Consider the following 20,709-nt stretch of genomic DNA (forward strand, 5'->3'; position numbering starts at 1 on the left):
CACGTCCGAATCGAGGAGAAACAAAGAATGCGCAGGTGGGCGATTACCCTGTGGACAACTGCTCGCCTGTGCACGAACGGGCAGATGTGCGGGGACAAATTGTCGGCATTGTCGGACCTTCGTGTTACAGCGTGAGCGAGTGGCAACGTCGGCGAGTTACAACGGCCCGGTGGCAGTGGCCCCCACGCACAAAACTCCGCCCGAATTCAGAATTCGGACGGAGTTGATGCCGAGCGTAGACACCAGGAAACGGGTGCCGGTGGAGAGTTTCGGGGCACCGACGAAGTCGGCGCTACCGGATGATCAGTGGGCGTCCTCGTATGCCGCCTGCACGTCCTGACTGATGCGGCCGCGAGCACTGACCTCGTGGCCGTTCTCGCGTGCCCAGGCCCGAATGTCCTGAAGATCGACTTTTCCGCGAGCCGGTGCCGGAGCAGCGCCGCCCTTACGGGTACGGCGTCCGGAGACCTTCTCTGCGTGCTCGATCCAGAAAGCCAACTGTTCATGCAATTCGTTTGCATGCTTGAGGTTCAAATCGATGCGGTACTGGTTTCCACCGATGCCGAATTCGATGGATTCACCTTGGCCGTCTTTGATTACCGATCCATCGACATCGTCGATCATCTGCACAAGCGTCTTGCGTGCCATCTCGTACCTCTTACACGTCTGGGGGATGTGATATTCAAGTTCTACCACCGATTCTCGTATCGGCGCAAAGAAGTACAGGTGTTACGCGACGTGTCGAATCGGCGAATATCAGTCCGGATATGGCGACACATTTCCAGAAATAAGACGTCGAAATCGAATGCCTTTGTTGCGCAGTTACTTTCGGGACGAGAATCTACCGCGCCGTCACCTGCCGGAGCTGGCCCCCGTCGAAACCGACGATGAAACAGGACATGCGGAACGATTTGGTCGGCTGTCCAATTTCTCGAACAATCACGGTCGTAATCGGCGAACACCGGTTCGGCAACTCGTCGGCGCGAGGCCTGGTGTGTTTCACACGCCCGCGAGCCGTCGTCGACTGCCGCGTACCGCGGCGTTCGCCGCAGCGAGCTATTCCGGAAGGCGAAGGTCTGGTTTGTCCAACTCTTCGATGTTGACGTCCTTGAACGTGATCACTCGGACGTGCTTGACGAAACGGGCGGGGCGATACATGTCCCACACCCACGAATCCGACATCCGCAATTCGAAGTAGATTTCACCGTCGGCGTTGTGCGGAATGAGTTCGACGGAGTTCGCCAGATAGAACCGACGTTCGGTTTCGACCACGTAGTTGAACTGACCTACGATGTCCCGATACTCGCGATACAGCGAGAGCTCCATCTCGGTTTCGTACTTTTCGAGATCTTCGGCACTCATCGGTCTCTTTCATCCTCCAGTCGGGCGTGAAAAGCAATCATCGCGCACCTGCGTCGCGGCAGTCCATTCGCCCCACGGCGTCGCCGTTCCGAGTGGTGCCTGCGGCACGACCCACAGGTGGATCCCCAGCCGAGCCCGCGGCCGCCGCAGCGACATTCGCATACGACATTCGATGTTCTCGGCTGGGGCCGAGAGCGATCATGGCGGCCGAATGAGCCCGCGTGCTGTAACCCTTGTGGACGGCGAACCCGTAGCCCGGAATCTCTTCGTCCATCTGCACCATCAGCCGATCGCGTGAGACCTTCGCCAGCACACTCGCGGCAGCGATGCACGCTGCGGTGGCGTCGCCGCCGATCACCGGTAGCGACGGAACCGGCAGGCCGGGCACCCGAAAGCCGTCGGTGAGCACGTACCCGGGGGTCACTCCGAGCCCGGCAACTGCGCGACGCATTCCCTCGATGTTCGCTACGTGCACCCCGATGCGATCGACCTCGGCAGCGTCGATGAACACCACGCTCCATGCCAGAGCCAGCTTCTGGATCTTGGGGAACAGTTCCTCGCGCCGACGCTCGGTCAACTTCTTCGAGTCGTCCAGATCGGCCAGCGCTGCGTGGGCTCGTGCGCCGAGTACGCAGGCCGCCACCGTCAGCGGACCGGCACACGCTCCCCTACCTGCTTCGTCCACACCCGCAACCGGCCCGAGACCTCCGCGCTCCAAGGCCGACTCCATCGTCCGCAAACCTGCAGCCCGCCGGATGACCGGACGGGGCGGCCACGACGACCGCGTCAGAGTCGCTCGTGCACGGGGCACGCGGCGGGGGGCCGTCGTCATCGACCTTGAATGTCGGGAGAATCCAGGAGGCCGGTCCGTGACGGTGGCAGCGCAATGAAGACGGCCTTGCCGATCACGTTGTCCAGCGGAACGGTACCGGTGAATTCGTCGGTGACGTGATAGCGGGAGTCTCGTGAGTTGCTCCGGTTGTCTCCCATCACCCAGATGTTGCCGTCCGGAACGGTCACGGGGTCGAAGCATCGTCCCGACTTCAGTTCGGTGTCACAGGTCATCGTCCCGGGCGCGAACGGGAAATCCATCTGAATGTACGGCTCGTCCAAGGGCTTCCCATCGACGAGTACTCGGCCCTGATCGTCACAGCACTCGACGGTCTGACCGCCGGTGGCAATGACGCGTTTGACCAGATCGTTCTCGTCCGGGGCGACGACGCCGATCAAGGAGCCCACTTCCTGAGCCCCGCGGACGATCGAATTGTCGGAGCGCTGCGAGACGAATTCGTCGTTCCACGAATCCGGACCACGAAAGACGACGATGTCGCCGGGCTTCGGGTCTCCGAAGCGGTAACCGATCTTTTCGACCACGATCCGGTCGCCGGTACAGCCCGCGCAGCCGTGCAGAGTCGGCTCCATCGATTCGGACGGGATCAAGTACACCCGAGCGACGAATGTCTGGAGCAGAAAACTCAACACCAGCGCTACCAGAATGAGAATCGGAAGCTCTCGCCAGAACGATCGGGGCTTGCGATCCCGACGCTTGTTCTGCGAAGACTCGTCGTCGGGCTCATCGGTCGGATCCTGTGGGGACTGCGTCACGTCAACAGGTTAGCCGGAACGCTCGTCTGCACGGCCGGACGGTCTGTGCACCGGCGTTTCGGACCGGCCGAGACGCATCATGCCGCGCCGCCCGAAGGGGCGACGCGGCATGATGGGAGCTATGTGGAGCCGGGCGGAACCGGTCAGCGCTTTTCCTTGATCTTGGCAGCCTTGCCACGCAGATCGCGGAGGTAGTAGAGCTTGGCGCGACGGACGTCACCGCGGGTGAGGACCTCGAACTGCGCAATGTTGGGGCTGTGCACCGGGAAGGTGCGCTCGACGCCGACGCCGAACGAGACCTTACGAACCGTGAACGTCTCGCGAACGCCACCGCCCTGACGTCGGATGACGACGCCCTTGAAGATCTGAATACGCTCCTTCGAGCCTTCGATGACCTTGACGTGCACGTTCAGGGTGTCGCCCGGGCGGAAATCGGGGATGTCGCCACGCAGCGACTGATTGTCGAGAAAGTCCAGAGTGTTCATCGGTTGTGCCATCCTTGCGTTCTGCGCTTGAGTAGAGGAACCGAGCGGCTCGCGCACTGCGCGGCTCGACTGGTTCGTACTCCGAGTGAGGTCCGTGCCTGCTAGAGGCAACCCGACCATTGTGCCAGACCATCATGCCTACGGCGAAATCGACTCCGCGCGGGGTGAGACGCCGGCGCCCGACACCGGTGCCGGCACCACGACACGCGCCAGCTCGTCCTCGGTGGCCTCGCGTGCATGAACGATGCTGGGCTTGCCCGCGATCGCGTCCTGCAAGTAGATCTTGGCTCTGATGAGCGGTCTGCGCCAGCGCTTCTCGCGCCGCAGAGCTCTCTCCATCTTCTTCGGCCTGCTGGTGTAGCGCCACCTCGCCCACGGCGCGCTCGGTCGGCTCAACCGAATCGCCGCCAACACGAGGATCGGCAGTACGAACAGCCCTACCAACCCAGTCCAGATCTTGCCCTTGAGCAGGACGATCACGCACAGGGCCAGGTTGATCAGCGCCAAGACCGCCAGCGCGCTGCGCACCCACGGATCGGGGTCGGCCCGAAAGTCTGCCGGGCTCAACAGCTCCAACGGATGGAAGCCGAGCAGCAGCAAACCGGTGAACGCCAGGGCCGCAAAGACGGCATCGACCGACGTGCGGCCCTGTTCCGACCAGTAGACGTCGCGGAGGTAGAAGATCAACGCGAACTCGTCGAGAACGAGCGCAGCGCCGATGCCGAAGACGGCGGCCAGCACCGCGCCGATCGTCTGCGATCCGTCGACGTACACCGCGATCAGGCCGATCCCTGCCAGCAGCATCAACACGATCCCGAACACGACGTGATGTATGTGTTGCCCACCGGGAGTGATGTTGCCGGGCCACCACTTCACATCTGCGCGAATCATCCTGACGCTGAGACGGATCAGCAGAAAACCCAGCAGGAGTCCCAGTAGGAAACACAGCAGTGGCAGACGACCGTGATCGATGACCCCGTGTTGCAACCACCTCACGTGCGTCTCACGTCCTTCCTACCGAACGACCGGCGAGTCGGACTTCACACTATTCGTGATCCGTGCCGCCCAGGACGGCATCGACCACCGAGCCGTCGCTATTTTCCGAATCCGGCCTTCCGCAGCGCGTCGGCCATCGAGCCGGCCGCCGGTGCGGCCTGCTGGCCGCCGCCGCGGCGTTCACGCTGGGGACGTGAGTCTCGTCCACGACTGCCCTGGTCGGCACCGCCGGCTCGCCCTTGGCCCCGCGGACGTTCGCCCTGTTGTCCACGTGGGGCGTCCTTTCCGGCGGAGGCCCCAGGCTCGTCGTCCAGTCGCAGACTCAACCCGATGCGCTGACGAGGGAGGTCGACCTCCATGACCTTGACGCGCACGACGTCGCCGGATTTGACGACCTCACGCGGGTCCTTGACGAAGTTGTGCGACATCGCAGAGACGTGAACGAGACCGTCCTGATGGACACCGACATCGACGAAAGCACCGAATGCCGCCACGTTGGTCACGACGCCTTCGAGCGTCATCCCCGGCTTCAGGTCGGCCACCTTCTCGATACCGGCCGCGAAAGTAGCGGTCTTGAACTCCGGACGCGGGTCGCGTCCCGGCTTCTCCAGCTCGGAGATGATGTCCGTGACAGTGGGCAACCCGAATCGTTCGTCGACGAATTCCGCGGGATCGAGGCGGCGCAGGAGGGCCGTGTTGCCGACCACTTCGCGCACTCCGACGCCGGCCTTGCCGACGATGCGGCGCACTACGGGGTACGCCTCCGGGTGCACGCTCGAGCGATCGAGTGGATCCTCTCCCCCGGAGATGCGGAGGAACCCGGCGCACTGCTCGAAAGCTTTGGGGCCCAGGCGCGGTACGTCCTTGAGGGTGCTGCGGCTGGCGAACGGTCCGTTCTGGTCGCGGTGCGCCACGATGCTCTCGGCGAGCGAGCCGGCAATTCCGGATACCCGCGACAGCAGTGGCACCGACGCTGTGTTGACGTCGACACCGACCGCGTTCACCGCATCCTCGACGACGGCCCCGAGAGAGCGAGCGAGCAAGGTTTCGGAGATGTCGTGCTGGTACTGGCCGACGCCGATGGACTTGGGATCGATCTTGACCAGCTCGGCCAACGGATCCTGCAGTCTGCGAGCGATCGAGACCGCGCCGCGGATCGAGACGTCGAGTTCGGGCAGTTCACTCGAGGCGTACGCCGACGCCGAGTAGACCGAGGCACCGGCCTCGGAGACCACCACCTTGGTCAGATTCGCAGCCGGGAACTTGGCAATCAATTCTGCTGCCAGGGAATCGGTTTCACGTGACGCCGTACCGTTTCCGATGGCGATGAGCTCCACTTCGTGCTTGGCCGCGAGGCCGGCGAGAGTGGCCAGCGCCTGATCCCACTTGCCCTGCGGCTTGTGGGGATAGATGGTGTCGTAGTCGACGACCTTTCCGGTCGCGTCGACGATGGCAACCTTGGTGCCGGTACGGAAGCCCGGGTCGAGTCCCATCGTGGTGCGGTTGCCCGCCGGCGCGGCGAGCAGCAGGTCCTTGAGGTTGCTCGCGAACACGTCGACGGCGTCCTTCTCGGCGGATTGACGCAGTCGCATACGGGTATCGAGGGAGACCGTGACCAGCATCTTGGTACGCCACGCCCATCGAACGGTATCGTGCAGCCATTTGTCGGCGGGCCGTCCTCGATTCGCGATCCCGAACTTGGTGGCGATCCGACCCTCGTAGACGCTCGGCACCCCGGGCGTCGGTTCTTCGCGCTCGGGCTCGAATCCGAGCGAGAGTACTTCTTCCTTCTCGCCTCTGAGGGTGGCGAGGATGCGATGCGAGGGCAGGCTCGTGAAGGGTTCGGAGAACTCGAAGTAGTCGGAGAACTTGGCACCCTCCTCCTCCTTGCCCTTGCGGACCGTGGCAACGAGCTTGCCGGAGGTCCACATGAGTTCACGCAGTTCACCCACCAGGTCGGCATCCTCGGCAAAACGCTCGACGAGAATCGCACGCGCGCCGTCGAGCTGCTCCTGATCGAACTGCGCCGGATCCGTCGTGGGGTCGGAGAACAGGGCATCGGCCACGGGCTCGTGCCCCGCTTCACGCGCAATCTGGGCTTTCGTCCGACGCTTGGGCTTGAACGGCAGATAGATGTCCTCGACGCGCGCCTTGGTATCGGCGAGCATCAGAGACTGCTCGAGGGCGTCGTCGAGCTTGCCCTGACCACGGATGGATTCGATGACGGCATCTCTGCGCTCGTCGAGCTCACGGAGGTACCGCAGCCGCTCGTCGAGCTGACGCAGCTGCGCATCGTCGAGGGTGCCGGTGACCTCCTTGCGGTACCGCGCGATGAACGGGACCGTCGAGCCGCCGTCGAGCAGTTCGACGGCGGCCCGAACCTGTTCCTCACGAACGTCGAGTTCTTCGGCTATGCGCTTGTTCACAGATTTCAGAGCAGTGGTCACGGCGATGGACCCTACCGCTACTGTGGGACAGGTCGGTCAGCGGTTCAACGTCTGGGAGAGATGCACGCATGGTCAGGGTGTCTCGATTCCTGACTGTCGTCTGTGCCTCCCTGCTCCTCACCGCAGGTTGCTCGGTTCCACCGGACGATCAACCCGGCGACTCCGCTGCGAAAGCAACCGCCGAGACCTCCGCGTCGCCCTTTCCCGACATGCAGAAGGTCGACGGCGTCGCTCTGGAAGCCCGAATCCCCATGGCGATCGCGTCGGCGCAGGCCCGAGGTGCCGACGTCGACTTCGCGTTGCTCGACCGCGACACCGGGTCTTTCTACAGCAGCAACGCCGACACACAGGTCGAAACCGCGTCGGTGTCCAAGCTATTCATCGCCGACGAAGTGATGTTCCGAGCGCAGTCGGAGAACCGCCCTGTCTCGGCCGACGAACTGGCCACCATGACCAGCATGCTGGAGCTCTCCGACGACAACGCCGCCTATACCCTGTGGTACCGCTACGGCACGTCCGAGATTGTCCGCGCGGTCGCGGCCCGATACGGATTGCAACGCACGACGGCACCGGGCGACGATCAGTGGTACAACACCGAGACAACGCCGGGCGACCTGGTCGGGTACTACGCAGGCTTGCTCAACGGCAGCGGCGGACTGACGACTGCGTCGACGGACGTCATAATCGGCATGCTGCGGCGTTCGGCACCGATTGCCGCAGACGGCTACAAACAGCATTTCGGAATCGTCGACGGTCTACCGGGCGAGAGCGAGCACGCCGTCAAGCAGGGCTGGATGTGCTGTGTTTCCGATCGGTGGGTGCACTTGTCGACCGGCACGATCGGGGTCGACAATCGCTACGTCCTCGCTCTGTCGTCACGGGAAGACATCTTCTACGCCGACGACATGGAGAGCTATCCGGACACCGCGGTGGTCGACGTGAGTGACGACGCCAGCGCCCTACACGCCAGGGACACTCTCACCGGATTCGTCTCGATGCTTTTTCCTGGCGGAACGATCAGCTGAATTGCTCAGTCGCCGAGCAGATCCGGGCGACGCTCGGCGGTCCGTGTCAACGACTGAGCCCGACGCCATGCCGCTATCTTCGCGTGATCGCCGGAGAGAAGGACGTCGGGAACGTCGAGTTCGCGCCACCGGGCCGGACGCGTGTAGCTCGGCCCTTCGAGCAGACCATCGGAGAACGAATCCTCTTGGTGCGACTGTTGATTGCCGAGTACTCCGGGCATGAGTCGAACCACCGCCTCGGCCATCACCAGGACGGCCGCCTCGCCGCCGATGAGCACGTAGTCGCCGATACTGACTTCTTCGACGCGTACGCGGCGCGACGCGTCGTCGAAGACCCGCTGATCGATTCCTTCGTACCGGCCGCACGCGAACACGAGATGTTGCTCGGTGGACCACCGTTCGGCCGTGCGCTGGGTGAACGGAACACCGGCGGGAGTAGGAACGACGAGGAGCGAATCCTCGGTCAGTACGTGGTCGAGGGCATCGCCCCAGACCGTCGGCTTCATGACCATCCCCGGTCCGCCGCCATAGGGTGAATCGTCGACGGCCTTGTGCACGTCATGGGTCCACGATCGCAGATCGTGAACCTCCACAGAGACAAGACCGCGGTCGATTGCCTTGCCCAACAGAGCAGTTCGCAGCGGAGTCAGGTATTCGGGAAAAATGGTGACGACGTCGAGGCGCACGATCTACTCCGGGTCCAGCAGGCCCTCGGGCGGATCGATCTCGATCGTCTTGTCGGCCAACGACACCGACGTCACGATCGCCGCCACGAAGGGAACGAGAATTTCGGCGCGGGTGTCTCCGCCGAACGTCGTACTCGGCCGGATGGAGAGCAACTCGCCCGCTGCCGAGTGCAGGACCTCGCGCACCGTTCCCACTGCCGAGCCGTCGGTCAGGACGACGGTGAGTCCTTCGAGTTCGTGATCGTAGAATTCGTCCGGATCGTCGGACGGGGGCAAGTCCGTCGACTCGACGATGAACAACGTTCCGCGGATCAGGTCCGCGGTCGTCTTGTCGTCGATGCCGTTCAGACGCAGCAGAAGCCGCCCGGAGTGTTCGCGGACGGCATCCACCGTGTACGAGGCGGGAGCAGCGTTCGATCGAGGCTTGCGGCCGCGAAGAACGGTCCCTACTGCGAAGCGGTCGTCGGGGTCGTCGGTGCGAACCTCGACGACGACTTCGCCTTTGATGCCGTGCGACTTTGCAACACGGCCGATGACCAGCTCCATAATTGTGTGCGTGACCTAGTGGTCCGTGTCGACCACATCGACACGAATGCCGCGACCACCGATACCCGAGACGAGTGTGCGCAGCGCCGTGGCGGTACGACCGCCGCGACCGATGACCTTGCCCAGATCGTCGGGGTGCACGTGAACCTCCACAGTGCGACCACGACGGCCGGTGATCATCTCGACGCGAACGTCATCGGGATTGGCGACGATGCCGCGAACGAGATGTTCGACGGCATCGGCGACAACGGCACTCACTTCTCAGCAGCCTCGGCGGCCGGCGCGTCTGCCGTCTCGGTTGCTGCAGCGTCGGTGCTCTCCGCAGCGGCGTCGTCGGACTTCGGAGCCTTCTTCTTCTTCGCGGTGGTGGCCTCGCCCTGCGGCTCGGAATCTGCCTGCGCCAGTGCGGCGTTGAACAGGTCGAGCTTCGACGGCTTGGGCTCGGCGAGGCGGAGGGTTCCCTCGGTGCCGGGCAGACCCTTGAACTTCTGCCAGTCGCCGGTGATCTTCAGCAGGGCCTCGACAGGCTCGGTCGGCTGCGCGCCGACGCCCAGCCAGTACTGCGCACGCTCGGAGTTGATCTCGATGACGCTGGGGTCCTGCTTGGGCTCGTACGTGCCGATGGTCTCGATCGCACGGCCGTTACGGCGGGTACGAGCATCGGAGATGACGACGCGGTAGTGCGGGGTGCGGATCTTGCCGATACGCATGAGCTTGATCTTGACAGCCATGTTCTGGTGGAGCCTTTCGAAAGTTGGTCACGGCGCAATTCAGCGGTTCACACGGCATGCGAACCCGGTTTTGCGTTGAAGGTTGTTGTGACCGCCGCGCGGTACGTAACCGGAAGACGGGCGAACAGCTGTTCATTGTGCCAGACGAGCACCGCGAACCGTGAATCGCCCTCGGCAACGACTCGCTCAAGCAAGCAGGATCACGAGGGCAGGCAGAGTGTTGTTCATCGAGTGAGCCGTGGTCGACGCCACGATCGAGCCGGTCCGCATTCTGGCGATGCCGATTGCCAGCCCGCCCCACAGCAGAATCACGAAGCGCCACCATTCGCGATGCCAGATGGCGAACACGACCGCCGTGATCGCCAGGACCACCCATCGATTGCCCAGCCAGGCCATCGGCATCGGGCGGGTGCGCTTCTCGAGCGCGCCCCACAGCATGCCGCGAAACATCGTTTCCTCGCAGATCGGTGCGCCGATCCAGATCCATACGGCCAGAGCGACTTTCCATCCGACAGCCGTATCCGTGACGTTGCCCAGTGGGGTCTGGTCCTCGAGGTCGAGGCTCGACAAGAGCACCAGCGCGAGCAGTAGACCGCCGACCACGGCGACACCACCCCATGCCAGTCCGGATCGAACCTGACCCAGCAGTTCGGAACTGGATCTGGGAAGACCGAAATCCACGACGGGACCGTTGCCACGAGACATCGAGATCGCCACAGCCAGTCCGGCGGCGAGCAGGCTGGGAATCATGATGCCCACGATGAACAGAGAGGAGGTCTCGGTCGTCACGACGAGTCCGAGAAGCAGGAAGCCCGCCAGATTGAGGCCGAGAACGAGCGCTGCCGCCGGTAGTCCCCATCGCTGGCCGAGTCGACGCTGGTGAGCGGCCTGTTCGGCCCGCCAGTAGGTCTCGGACAGTCCCGAGCCTTGCTGCTGAACGTGATTCATCGGTGCCAATCCGGCCCAACTCGGGCGGTTCGGGTCGAACTGCCCGCCGCTGTTGTACGGATCAGTCATCACCGGCCTCCGATCTTCTCGTCGTGCGGGCTCCTCTGTCGGTCACGCGTCCGCGCAGTATCACCAGCTCCGGGTTGGCCAGCACGTCCGGTCCTCCACGCGGATCCTCGGAGTAGACGACGAGGTCTGCGGGTGCGCCGTGCTCGAGCCCCGGTCGTCCCAGCCAGGACCGAGCGTCCCAGCAGGCAGCACCGAGGGCGTCCGTCGGAGAGAGTCCGACGCGCGCGAGTGCCGCGACCTCGTCGGCGATGCGACCGTGGGCGATCGACCCACCGGCATCGGTTCCCGCATAGATGGAGATCCCGGCATCATGAGCCCGTCCGACGGTGTCGGCGACGCGGGCGTGCAGCGCCCGCATGTGCCGGGCGTAGACGGGGTATCGGGTGGCGGAGTCCGCGATTCCGGGAAACGTCTCGATGTTGATGAGCGTCGGCACCAGCGCAGTTCGGTGATAGACCATCATCTCGATGGTCTCGTCGGTCAGACCGGTGCCGTGTTCGATGCAGTCGATTCCCGCCGCGATCAGTCCGGGGAGCGCATCCTCGCCGAATACATGGGCGGTCACCCGCGCGCCCTCGGCATGAGCAGCGGCTATGGCGTCGACGAGGATCGAGTCGTTCCACAGCGGCCGAAGATCGCCTACCGAGCGATCGATCCAATCGCCGACGAGCTTGACCCAGCCGTCACCGAACCGAGCTTGCTGTGCAACTGCCTCGGGCAGCTGCGACACGTCCTCGATATCGATGGCCAGACCCGGTATGTACCGTTTCGGCGATGCGATGTGTCGGCCTGCTCTGATGATCCGAGGAAGGTCGTCCCGCTCGTCCAACTCGCGGGTGTCGACCGGAGACCCGGCGTCGCGAAGCAGCAACGCGCCGACGCCTCGCTCGGTCTGTGCCTGTCGGATCGAGCCGCTCAGGTCCGTGTGGCCCCCGCCGTATTCGATTCCCACATGACAGTGGGCATCGACGAGACCGGGCAGAATCCAACCACCGTCGTGCACGAAATCCGCGTCCGCAATCGGCTCCACGGAGACGAGACCGTGGTCGATCCAGAGATCGATCTCGGACCCGTCCGGCAGTCCGCGGCCCCGCACCCGCATCGCCGACACGTGCGGCGCTTACTTCTTCGGCAGTTTCAGCTGAGAGAGATCGATGCCCTCCAGCCCTGGTGGCAATTGGTCGAGGCCCTTGGGCATGGACGACAGATCGGGCATTCCCGCCGGCATTCCGCCCGGCATTCCGGGGAATCCACCGCGGATCTTCGGCTGTGTCGGGCCGCGAGCACCCTTCTTGCCTTTCTTGCCCTTCTTGTTGTTCCGCACCTGCTTGCGCGCGCCCGGCATACCCATGCGCCCGGCCATCGCCGACATCATCTTGCGTGCCTCGAAGAATCGATCCACCAGCTGATTGACGTCGGACACCTTGACGCCCGAGCCGTTCGCTATACGCAGTCGCCGCGATGCGTTGATGATCTTCGGGTCGGTTCGCTCCTGCGGCGTCATGCCGCGGATGATCGCCTGAACACGGTCGAGTTGCTTCTCGTCGACGTTGGCGAGTTCCTTCATCTGACCCGCACCGGGCAACATGCCCAACAGATTTCCGATGGGCCCCATCTTGCGGACGGCCATCATCTGCTCGAGGAAGTCGTCGAGCGTGAGCTGTCCCGAGCCGATCTTGTTGGCGGTCGCCTCGGCCTGTTCGGCGTCGAAGTGCTGCTCGGCCTGTTCGATGAGGCTGAGAACGTCACCCATGCCGAGGATCCGGCTGGCCATACGATCGGGGTGGAAGACGTCGAAATCCTCGAGCTTCTCGCCGGTCGACGCGAACATGATGGGCTGCCCGGTCACCTCGCGGACACTGAGTGCCGCGCCGCCACGAGCGTCGCCGTCGAGCTTGGTGAGCACGACGCCGGTGAAACCGACTCCGTCGCGGAACGCCTCGGCGGTGCTGACGGCATCCTGGCCGACCATGGCGTCGAGAACGAACAAGGTTTCGTCCGGCTCCACCGCATCGCGAATCCCAGCGGCCTGGCTCATCAGCTCGGTATCGATGCCGAGGCGGCCGGCGGTGTCGACGATGACCACGTCGTACTGCTTGCTCCGCGCCTCGGCGATGCCGGCTCGCGCGACCTCGACGGGATCCGCAGCCGAGACACCGAGTGCGTTGTCACCGCCGCCGATCGACGTGCCGGGATGCGGCGCGAACACAGCTGCGCCCGCGCGCTCGCCCACGATCTGAAGCTGGCTGACGGCACCGGGGCGCTGCAGGTCGCAGGCAACGAGCAACGGAGTGTGGCCCTGGCCTCTGAGCCATTTGGCCAGCTTTCCTGCCAACGTCGTCTTACCCGAACCCTGCAGGCCGGCGAGCATGATCACCGTGGGCGGGTTCTTGGCGAAGACGAGTCTGCGGGTCTCGCCGCCGAGGATGCCGACGAGTTCCTCGTTGACGATCTTGACTACCTGCTGCGCCGGGTTGAGCGCGCCCGACACCTCGGCGCCCTTGGCACGGACCTTGATGCGGTTGATGAACTCCCGCACGACAGGCAGGGCCACGTCCGCTTCGAGCAGGGCCAGACGGATCTCGCGGGCCGTGGCGTCGATATCCGCACCGGACAGTCGACCTTTGCCACGCAGGTCCTTGAGAGTCCCGGCCAACCTGTCGGAAAGGGATTCGAACACCGATTGCACTCCTGAGCTAGCCGATCACCGAAAACGAGCCGAATCCGGCACGGTCACCAGACTAGCGCCAGCACAACCTGCCGTCGCTGGGGCGTGCGGCAGCCGTGTCGTTCGACAGACGGACGTGTCGCTCGGAGATGGCACCGAGTCAGGCGTTGCGCGCGGAATCGTTCCATGTCACTGCCACTCCCCGCGTCGAGAGCCACGATGCGGGATCGACCTTGACGCCCGAGGGATCGTGCACCTCGAAGTGCAGATGCGGACCGGTCGATTGGCCACGATTGCCCACCGTGGCGATCTGCTCGCCGGCCGACACGCGCTGACCGGTCTGCACCGAGAAATCGTTGACGTGTCCATAGATCGTCTCGGTGCCGTCGTCGTGCTTCACCTTCACCCAGAGACCGAACCCGGATGCCGGGCCCGCGTCGGACACCGTGCCGTCGGCGGCCGCGTAAATGGGGGTCCCGATGGGTGCCGCGATGTCGAGGCCGCTGTGCTGGGCGCCCCATCGCGATCCGAAATTGGACGTCAGCACGCCCGCCACGGGCTGGACCGTGGCTTTCTTCAGCGAACGCAGACTCTCCAGCGGTGACGCACCACCGGTACCCAGCTGACCCAGACCCACGTCGTCGAGCCATTGTTGCGCTGCAGCACCGGGATCGGTCACTCCGAATGCAGCGAGCGGACCCGGGCTCGGTGCGGCGCTGGGCTCCGCTGCCGGTGCGGCCTCGGAGGGCGTCGACTCCGGAGATGCGGGCTGCACCGGGGGTGCCGACTGTGGGGGTACGAACTGCGGGGGTACGAACTGCGGAACCTCGAACTGCGGAACCTCGAACTGTGGGGGGACGAACTGGGGTAGCTCGAATCCCGCGGGGAGCAGCCCCTCCGGGACGGCGAAGGGAAAACCTGCGGCGGGCGGCTCGGGGATCGGAGCGGCACCCGCGGTGCCCGCTCCCATCGACGTCGCGCCGACGACGATCGCACCGGTAGCCGCGACGATGGTCGCGGCCCGTCGACCGGTGTCCGGGGTCACTTCTGCGGCGCGGTGCTTACCGGGCGTCGTATCCGTTGCTGTGTCGGCCGGTGTGTAGATGTTCGACCGTCGGTGGGATCCCACAGTTCGTGCCTCTCGCATTAGCAGCAGTGGAGCCTGCAGAAACGACTCTTTGTTCCGGCGGTGTGGAGTCTGCGGATGTGATCTCGCCGAGTCGTCCTGCGTGTGGTGACGAACATAACAAATTGATATCGGGGGTAAACCCACCGGCCGTAACTTCGTGAGAAGTCACCACGGAGTGTCGGTGTGCGGTTGTGTTCCGACCAGCGGTCAGGTGCCCTCGGGCTTCTCCGGAGGCTTGGGCGGTTCCGAGGCCGGTACAACCGCGAGCAAGGCTCGTTCGAGATCCTCTCGGACCGCCCTGCTGTCCGCTCCCGCCAGGTCGATGCAGAAGGAATCGACCACCGAGCTGCCCAGTGTCGACACTCGAGCCCAGCGGATATCGGATCCCTGCTGTTCGATGGCACTGGCCAGCCTGCAGAGAAGACCGAGCCGGTCTTCTGCTCGAAGTTCGAGCACTACCTGGCCTGGTTCGTGGTCGTCGAACCAGAGCACCCGAGGCGGAGCCTGCGCGTAGAGAACCGGTACCGCCGAATCCTCGCCGTCGTCCTCTACGGTCTCGGCTCTGGCGTCGCGTTCCTTGGCGTCGAGTACCGCGACGAGGTCGAGTTCTCCGGCCTGAGCGCGGATGATCTCCTGCCGGAGCAGACCGGCCTGCGGCGGAGCTCCGAACAGCGGCGCAACGTCGAACGAGTTGATCGCCGACCCCTCGTGACTGCCGAGCGAGGCAGAAAGCACGCGCAGCGAGTGCAGCGCCAGGACTCCGGCAGCGTCCGACAGCAGTCCCGGGGTGTCGGGCGCGACGACCGTGACGACGAAGGTGTGGAGCCCATCGGTCGGCGCGATGTCGACGTGCACACCTCCCCGCGCGGCCAGCTCGATGTGAGCCGGGTCGAGTGGATCCGGGGATGGCAGAGACTCCCCCGCCATCACCAATCGACAGCGTCGCACGAGCTCGCGAATGAGCGACGCCTTCCAGTCCCCCCAGACTCCGGGACCCGTGGCGAGCGAATCCGCTTCGGCGAGAGCATGAAGCAGCTCCAGCAGGATGGTGTCGGCACCGAGTGCGTCGACGACGGTCTGCACGGTTGCAGGGTCGTCGAGGTCGCGTCGGGTGGCGGTCTCCGGCAGCAGCAGGTGGTATCTCACCATCGACGTCAGCAGCGCCACATCGGACGGCCACAGCCCGAGCCTGTTACCGATCTGGATTGCGAGATCTGCACCGACGACGCTGTGGTCGCCGCCGCGCCCCTTGCCTATGTCGTGTATCAGCGCACCGAGAACCAGCAGATCCGGACGCGCGACCCTGGTGGTCAAAGCGCTTGCATAGGCAGCAGTTTCGACCAGATGCCGATCGACGGTCCACGTGTGCACCGCATCTCGCGGCGGCAGGTCGCGCACTGCGCCCCACTCCGGAATGAGTCGGCCCCACAGGCCGGTTCGATCGAGCGCTTCGATGGCCGCAATGGCTTTGCGACCCGATCCGAGCAGCACGAGCAGATCGTTCAGCGCCTCCTTCGGCCAGGGCTCGCGGAGCTCGGGTGCGCTGTCCGACAACCGGTTGAGTGTCGATGCCGACATCGGCATTCCGGTCTGTGCCGATGCCGCGGCGACGCGCATGATCAGGCCCGGATCCTTGTTCGGTCGTGCGTCACGGGCGAGTACCACCTCACCGGCGTGTTCGACGACCCCCTCGTCGAGTGGACGACGAACCGGGACACGACGCAGACGTGAAAGACCTTTCCTCGGCAGCGAATTGCCGGCAGTACGCAATCCGACATCCACCGAGTAACTGATGGTGCGAGCCGAATCGCTCAGCACGCGTGCAAGATCGAAGCGATCGCCGATGCGGAGCGCGGCACCGATTTCATCGGCGTCCTGCGCGCGCAGTTGATCCCGCGCTCGGCCGGCAACACGATGCAGTTCGGTGCGGACGTCGAGAAGTCTTCCGTGCGCGAATGCCAAACCGCCACCGGGAGATTCGGGGCCGAGACCGGGCATACCGTCGGTGAGTTGGGCGATGGAGAGGGCGTCGAGAAGCTGTACGTCACGCAATCCGCCGCGGCCACTCTTGAGCTCGGGCTCGGCGCGGTGCGCGATTTCACCGCTACGTGCCCACCGGCCGCGGGTCTGCTCGATCAGCTCGTCGAACCGTCCGCGAATTCCGGTGCGCCACTGGCGACGTACGCCGCCGATGAGCAGATTGCTCAACTCGACGTCACCGGCGATATGGCGGGCCTCGAGCATCCCGAGCGCTGCCGTCATATCGGCCGCCGCTACCTGGAGAGCCTGCGGCACCGTGCGCACACTGTGATCGAGCTTGATATGGGCGTCCCACAGTGGATACCAGAGCTTGTCGGCGACCTCGGCCACGATTCGCGGTTCGAGATCGTCGTGCAGCAGTATCAGGTCCAGATCCGAGTACGGCAGCAGTTCACGGCGCGCCAGACCGCCGACAGCGACGATCGCAAAGCCCGAGTCCGGTTTGATCCCCAGCTCGGCACCTTTGGTGGTCAGCCAGAACTCGTGGAGATCGACCAGAGCCTGCCTCAGCGACGGAGCATCGAGGCGACGGTTGCGCGTGCCGCCGTCGAGTAGTTGTTTTCTGGCGCGAGCGAGATCTGCTGCAGCATCGCTCGTGCCCTTCGATGCGGAGCCCGTGGAGACCGAAGGCCCCGATCCTGACGCTTTCGCGCCAGAACCGGGGCCCCCGGCCCGAGACCCTTTGGGGTCAGAGTGCATCGGCGCCACGTTCTCCGGTGCGGACTCGGATGACCGAATCGACCGGGGAAACCCAGACCTTGCCGTCACCGATCTTGCCGGTGCGAGCGGCCTCGACGATGACCTCGACGACCTTCTCGACAGCAGCGTCGTCGACGACTACCTCGACACGCACCTTCGGAACGAAGTCGACCGAATACTCGGCACCTCGGTAGACCTCGGTGTGCCCCTTCTGGCGACCGTAGCCCTGAACCTCACTGACGGTCATTCCGAGCACGCCGGCCTGCTCCAGCCCCGTCTTGACGTCCTCCAGGGTGAACGGTTTGACGATTGCCGTGATCAGCTTCATTTTTGATTCCCTTCACAAGACCTCGAGTGCCCGTTGTCGTACGGTGCAGCGTTCACATCTATCTCTACCTTGTCAGGCGAAATCATATGCAGTCTCAGCGTGCTCGGCTTCGTCGATGCCATTGGCCTCTTCCTCGTCCGACACACGCCAGCCGAGAGGCTTGAGCGCGAACGCGATGACCGCGGTGATGATGCCGGTGAAGATCAACGCGAACAGTGCGATGACGATCTGCACGACGAGCTGCTTGTAGTCGCCGCCGTAGAACAGGCCGGTCTCGGAGCCGAGGAAGCCGATTCCGATGGTGCCCCACAGGCCTGCGACCAGGTGCACACCGACTACATCGAGCGAGTCGTCGTAGCCGAACTTGAACTTCAGTCCGACCGCGAGGGCGGACAGCACACCGGCGATGACGCCGAGAATCATGGCACCGACCGGGGTCAGCGCGCCTGCGGCCGGGGTGATTGCTACCAGACCGGCGACGATGCCCGAGGCAGCACCGAGGCTGGTGGCGTGGCCGTCACGAATGCGCTCGGTGATGAGCCAGCCCGCGATGGCCGCTGCGGTGGCAGCGGTGGTGTTGACCCAGGCCAAGCCGGCGATGCCGTCGGCTGCGAAGGCGGAACCGGCGTTGAATCCGAACCAGCCGAACCACAGCAGCGCTGCACCGAGCATGACGAACGGCAGGTTGTGCGGGCGGTAGGCGACCTTGCCGAATCCGGCGCGCTTGCCGATGATGATCGCCAGAATCAGGCCTGCGATACCGGCGTTGATGTGCACGACCGTGCCGCCGGCGAAGTCGATCGGGGCGACGTTCGCAACCAGTCCGCCCTCACCGTCGTCGGTGGTACCGAAGATCTTTGCCGCCAGACCGTTCTCGGATCCGGAGAGCAGTCCGCCGCCCCAGACCATGTGGGCCAGCGGGAAGTACGCGAGGGTGACCCAGATACCTGCGAAGGCGAGCCAGGTTCCGTACTTGACGCGGCCCGCGATCGAGCCGCTGATCAGTGCAACCGTGATGATCGCGAAGGTGACCTGGAATGCCACATCGATGATGTTGGCGTATCCCCACGCACCGACGATGTAATTACCGTCGGCATCGGTGATCGAATCCTTGAGCCCGAAGAACTCGAACGGGTTGGCGAAGACGCCACCGATGTCCTGGGTTCCGTAGGACATCGACCAACCCCACAGGAAGTAGATGATCGAGACGACGGCCATTGCTCCGAACGACATCATCATCATGTTCAACACGGACTTCGACTGCGACATACCGCCGTAGAAGAACGCCAAGCCCGGCGTCATCAGCAGTACCAGCGATGCTGCAATCAGCATCCACGCGGCGTTGCCGGAGTTGGCCAACATATCCTCGGGACTCACGTACACCCTCCATTCTCCTGCACACCGGTTGGCGCGCCGTTACGCAAGAAGAGTGGTTTCACGAAGTTTCATCCGTGACACTCGGGTGTTTCGGGCATGTGAACGCATGACCGAATTCTGTTGCAAAAAGGTTTCGTGCTGGCGTTTGTGCTTTTCGCCCGGTTCGGGGGCAACCTCGAGGGCTCGATCAGCCGAGCAACGCGTCGACGAACGCTCCCGGCTCGAACGGAGCCAAATCGTCGGCACCCTCGCCGAGACCGACGAGCTTGACGGGCACTCCGAGTTCACGCTGCACCTGAAAAACGATGCCACCCTTCGCGGTTCCATCGAGCTTGGTCAGCACGACGCCGGTGATGTCGACGATCTCCGCGAAGACACGAGCCTGTGTCAGCCCGTTCTGACCGACGGTCGCATCGAGAACGAGCAGAACGTCGTCGACGTGGGCACGCTTCTCGATGACACGCTTGACCTTGCTCAGTTCGTCCATCAGACCCGATTTGGTGTGCAGGCGTCCCGCTGTGTCGACCAGAACCACGTCGACACCGTTCTCGATGCCCTTGCTCACAGCGTCGAATGCGACAGCGGCCGGGTCTGCGGCCTCCTTGCCGCGCACCACCTCGGCACCGACTCGCTCGGCCCAGGTCTGCAGCTGGTCTGCGGCAGCCGCGCGGAACGTGTCGGCAGCACCGAGCAACACTCGTCGCCCGTCGGCGACCAACACACGAGCAAGCTTGCCGGTGGTCGTCGTCTTGCCGGTGCCGTTGACTCCGACCACCAACAGCACCGCAGGCGCACCGTCGTGCGGAAGCGCCCGAATCGAGCGGTCGAACTCGGGATGAAGTTGCGCAACGAGAATCTCGCGCAAGAGTGCTCGCGCGTCGGCTTCGGTACGAATGCTGCGCGCCGCCATCTGCTCGCGCAGGGTGCGCATGATCTCGGCGGTGGTCGCAGAACCGATATCGGCGATCAGCAGGGTGTCCTCGACCTCTTCCCAGGAATCCTCGTCCAGGTCACCGCCGCCGAGCAATCCGAGCAAGCTCTTGCCCACCGCGGACTGAGAGCGCGCCAGGCGACCGCGGAGCCGATCCAGCCGACCCTCGGTGGGATCGATGGTGTCCAGTCGAGGAGCAGAAGCCTCGGCGTCCACGGCCGGTTCCGGCACTGCGGGCTCGGCCGGCTCGGGGGGCTCGACAACCGGCTCCTGAGGCTCGACGACCGGTGCCTCGGGTTCGAGCACCTCCGGCTCGTCCTGGGTGGGAGTGGGTGCCACCGGCGTCGGCTCGACCGGGGAGGTCTCGACGGGCTTCGGGACAGGCTTCGGCGCAGGTGGAACGGGCTTCGGGGCAGGCGCGACGGGCTCGGCGGTCGCCGTGCCCTGGCTGAACGAGAAACCACTGCCCGCCGTATAGCCACCGGATCTGTCCTTGGTGGCCGCGTCCTCGATCCGCGCGGCCTCGTCCGACTTGAGCGACACTCTCCGTCGACGGGAGAGCACCAGCCCGACGACGAGAACGACCAGTAGGACAGCGGCGATCGCCGCGACGATGATCCACGCTTGGTTACTCACA

20 protein-coding genes are annotated in these 20,709 nt (G+C 64.4%); 1 reads left to right on the forward strand and 19 read right to left on the reverse strand.

The window, feature by feature from the left end; translation table 11 throughout:
* Nucleotides 1-303 precede the first annotated feature (303 nt).
* The 7 genes from CH286_RS23870 to CH286_RS23900 all read right to left on the reverse strand — a co-directional run bounded on the left by CH286_RS23870 (nt 304) and on the right by CH286_RS23900 (nt 6,895).
* Nucleotides 304-648, reverse strand: a complete 345-nt coding sequence (locus tag CH286_RS23870) for a histone-like nucleoid-structuring protein Lsr2 (RefSeq protein ID WP_094610555.1) — start codon at nt 646-648, stop codon at nt 304-306.
* 408 nt (nt 649-1,056) lie between these two features.
* Entirely contained in the window at nt 1,057-1,362 is a 306-nt protein-coding gene (locus CH286_RS23875) for a DUF2469 domain-containing protein (RefSeq protein ID WP_008717288.1), read from the reverse strand.
* Nucleotides 1,363-1,399: 37 nt separating this feature from the next.
* Nucleotides 1,400-2,194: a ribonuclease HII gene (locus CH286_RS23880; protein ID WP_196248413.1), complete on the reverse strand. Its 795-nt coding sequence runs from the start codon at nt 2,192-2,194 to the stop codon at nt 1,400-1,402.
* Nucleotides 2,191-2,967, reverse strand: coding sequence for a signal peptidase I (gene lepB / locus CH286_RS23885; RefSeq protein WP_094610556.1), 777 nt, complete (start codon nt 2,965-2,967; stop codon nt 2,191-2,193). The genes CH286_RS23880 and lepB overlap by 4 nt, the downstream gene beginning before the upstream one ends.
* A gap of 143 nt (nt 2,968-3,110) precedes the next feature.
* Complete coding sequence (gene rplS, locus CH286_RS23890) at nt 3,111-3,452, reverse strand: 50S ribosomal protein L19 (RefSeq protein ID WP_032378188.1); 342 nt, start codon at nt 3,450-3,452, stop codon at nt 3,111-3,113.
* A 138-nt stretch (nt 3,453-3,590) separates the two neighbouring features.
* Complete coding sequence (locus CH286_RS23895) at nt 3,591-4,439, reverse strand: hypothetical protein (protein WP_032403597.1); 849 nt, start codon at nt 4,437-4,439, stop codon at nt 3,591-3,593.
* A gap of 107 nt (nt 4,440-4,546) precedes the next feature.
* Nucleotides 4,547-6,895: a Tex family protein gene (locus CH286_RS23900; RefSeq protein WP_094610557.1), complete on the reverse strand. Its 2,349-nt coding sequence runs from the start codon at nt 6,893-6,895 to the stop codon at nt 4,547-4,549.
* A gap of 68 nt (nt 6,896-6,963) precedes the next feature.
* Between CH286_RS23900 and CH286_RS23905 the strand changes: the two genes are divergently transcribed.
* Entirely contained in the window at nt 6,964-7,920 is a 957-nt protein-coding gene (locus CH286_RS23905) for a serine hydrolase (protein ID WP_032403183.1), read from the forward strand.
* A 5-nt stretch (nt 7,921-7,925) separates the two neighbouring features.
* Here CH286_RS23905 and trmD read toward each other — a convergent pair whose 3' ends face one another.
* The 12 genes from trmD to ftsY all read right to left on the reverse strand — a co-directional run bounded on the left by trmD (nt 7,926) and on the right by ftsY (nt 20,708).
* Nucleotides 7,926-8,606: a tRNA (guanosine(37)-N1)-methyltransferase TrmD gene (trmD, locus tag CH286_RS23910; protein ID WP_032377039.1), complete on the reverse strand. Its 681-nt coding sequence runs from the start codon at nt 8,604-8,606 to the stop codon at nt 7,926-7,928.
* Nucleotides 8,607-8,609: 3 nt separating this feature from the next.
* Entirely contained in the window at nt 8,610-9,152 is a 543-nt protein-coding gene (gene rimM / locus CH286_RS23915) for a ribosome maturation factor RimM (protein ID WP_037151390.1), read from the reverse strand.
* Nucleotides 9,153-9,167: 15 nt separating this feature from the next.
* Nucleotides 9,168-9,410: an RNA-binding protein gene (locus tag CH286_RS23920; RefSeq protein WP_008717313.1), complete on the reverse strand. Its 243-nt coding sequence runs from the start codon at nt 9,408-9,410 to the stop codon at nt 9,168-9,170.
* The gene (rpsP, locus tag CH286_RS23925; protein WP_032377037.1) at nt 9,407-9,883 is read right to left on the reverse strand and encodes a 30S ribosomal protein S16; all 477 of its coding nucleotides are present in this window, start codon (nt 9,881-9,883) and stop codon (nt 9,407-9,409) included. Before rpsP ends, CH286_RS23920 begins: the two co-directional genes overlap by 4 nt.
* A gap of 186 nt (nt 9,884-10,069) precedes the next feature.
* The gene (locus CH286_RS23930) at nt 10,070-10,900 is read right to left on the reverse strand and encodes a CPBP family intramembrane glutamic endopeptidase (protein WP_037151387.1); all 831 of its coding nucleotides are present in this window, start codon (nt 10,898-10,900) and stop codon (nt 10,070-10,072) included.
* Nucleotides 10,893-12,002, reverse strand: coding sequence for an amidohydrolase family protein (locus CH286_RS23935; RefSeq protein WP_094610642.1), 1,110 nt, complete (start codon nt 12,000-12,002; stop codon nt 10,893-10,895). Before CH286_RS23935 ends, CH286_RS23930 begins: the two co-directional genes overlap by 8 nt.
* An 18-nt stretch (nt 12,003-12,020) precedes the next feature.
* Nucleotides 12,021-13,580, reverse strand: coding sequence for a signal recognition particle protein (ffh, locus tag CH286_RS23940; RefSeq protein ID WP_094610643.1), 1,560 nt, complete (start codon nt 13,578-13,580; stop codon nt 12,021-12,023).
* Nucleotides 13,581-13,728: 148 nt separating this feature from the next.
* Nucleotides 13,729-14,697: a M23 family metallopeptidase gene (locus CH286_RS23945; protein ID WP_094610644.1), complete on the reverse strand. Its 969-nt coding sequence runs from the start codon at nt 14,695-14,697 to the stop codon at nt 13,729-13,731.
* A gap of 207 nt (nt 14,698-14,904) precedes the next feature.
* Complete coding sequence (locus tag CH286_RS23950; protein WP_094610645.1) at nt 14,905-17,436, reverse strand: [protein-PII] uridylyltransferase; 2,532 nt, start codon at nt 17,434-17,436, stop codon at nt 14,905-14,907.
* Nucleotides 17,426-17,764 (reverse strand): P-II family nitrogen regulator, encoded by a 339-nt coding sequence (locus tag CH286_RS23955; RefSeq protein WP_019664269.1) that lies wholly within the window; start codon nt 17,762-17,764, stop codon nt 17,426-17,428. The genes CH286_RS23950 and CH286_RS23955 overlap by 11 nt, the downstream gene beginning before the upstream one ends.
* A gap of 72 nt (nt 17,765-17,836) precedes the next feature.
* On the reverse strand, nt 17,837-19,141 hold the full coding sequence (locus CH286_RS23960; protein ID WP_371828260.1) for an ammonium transporter: 1,305 nt from the start codon (nt 19,139-19,141) through the stop codon (nt 17,837-17,839).
* Nucleotides 19,142-19,328: 187 nt separating this feature from the next.
* Nucleotides 19,329-20,708 carry a signal recognition particle-docking protein FtsY gene (ftsY, locus tag CH286_RS23965; RefSeq protein WP_094610646.1) on the reverse strand — a complete coding sequence of 460 codons (1,380 nt, stop codon included), beginning with the start codon at nt 20,706-20,708 and terminating at the stop codon, nt 19,329-19,331.
* Nucleotide 20,709: the final 1 nt, after the last annotated feature.

It is taken from the genome of Rhodococcus sp. WWJCD1 (assembly GCF_002258735.1).
Taxonomy (GTDB): Bacteria; Actinomycetota; Actinomycetes; order Mycobacteriales; family Mycobacteriaceae; genus Rhodococcoides.

What these genes read in the sequence shown, in the direction of transcription:
- CH286_RS23870 (WP_094610555.1), bottom strand. Translation starts at nt 648, where the DNA reads ATGGCACGCAAGACGCTTGTGCAGATGATCGACGATGTCGATGGATCG.
- CH286_RS23875 (WP_008717288.1), bottom strand. Translation starts at nt 1,362, where the DNA reads ATGAGTGCCGAAGATCTCGAAAAGTACGAAACCGAGATGGAGCTCTCG.
- CH286_RS23880 (WP_196248413.1), bottom strand. Translation starts at nt 2,194, where the DNA reads ATGACGACGGCCCCCCGCCGCGTGCCCCGTGCACGAGCGACTCTGACG.
- rplS (WP_032378188.1), bottom strand. Translation starts at nt 3,452, where the DNA reads ATGAACACTCTGGACTTTCTCGACAATCAGTCGCTGCGTGGCGACATC.
- CH286_RS23905 (WP_032403183.1), top strand. Translation starts at nt 6,964, where the DNA reads ATGGTCAGGGTGTCTCGATTCCTGACTGTCGTCTGTGCCTCCCTGCTC.
- rimM (WP_037151390.1), bottom strand. Translation starts at nt 9,152, where the DNA reads ATGGAGCTGGTCATCGGCCGTGTTGCAAAGTCGCACGGCATCAAAGGC.
- rpsP (WP_032377037.1), bottom strand. Translation starts at nt 9,883, where the DNA reads ATGGCTGTCAAGATCAAGCTCATGCGTATCGGCAAGATCCGCACCCCG.
- CH286_RS23930 (WP_037151387.1), bottom strand. Translation starts at nt 10,900, where the DNA reads ATGACTGATCCGTACAACAGCGGCGGGCAGTTCGACCCGAACCGCCCG.
- CH286_RS23935 (WP_094610642.1), bottom strand. Translation starts at nt 12,002, where the DNA reads ATGCGGGTGCGGGGCCGCGGACTGCCGGACGGGTCCGAGATCGATCTC.
- CH286_RS23950 (WP_094610645.1), bottom strand. Translation starts at nt 17,436, where the DNA reads ATGCACTCTGACCCCAAAGGGTCTCGGGCCGGGGGCCCCGGTTCTGGC.
- CH286_RS23955 (WP_019664269.1), bottom strand. Translation starts at nt 17,764, where the DNA reads ATGAAGCTGATCACGGCAATCGTCAAACCGTTCACCCTGGAGGACGTC.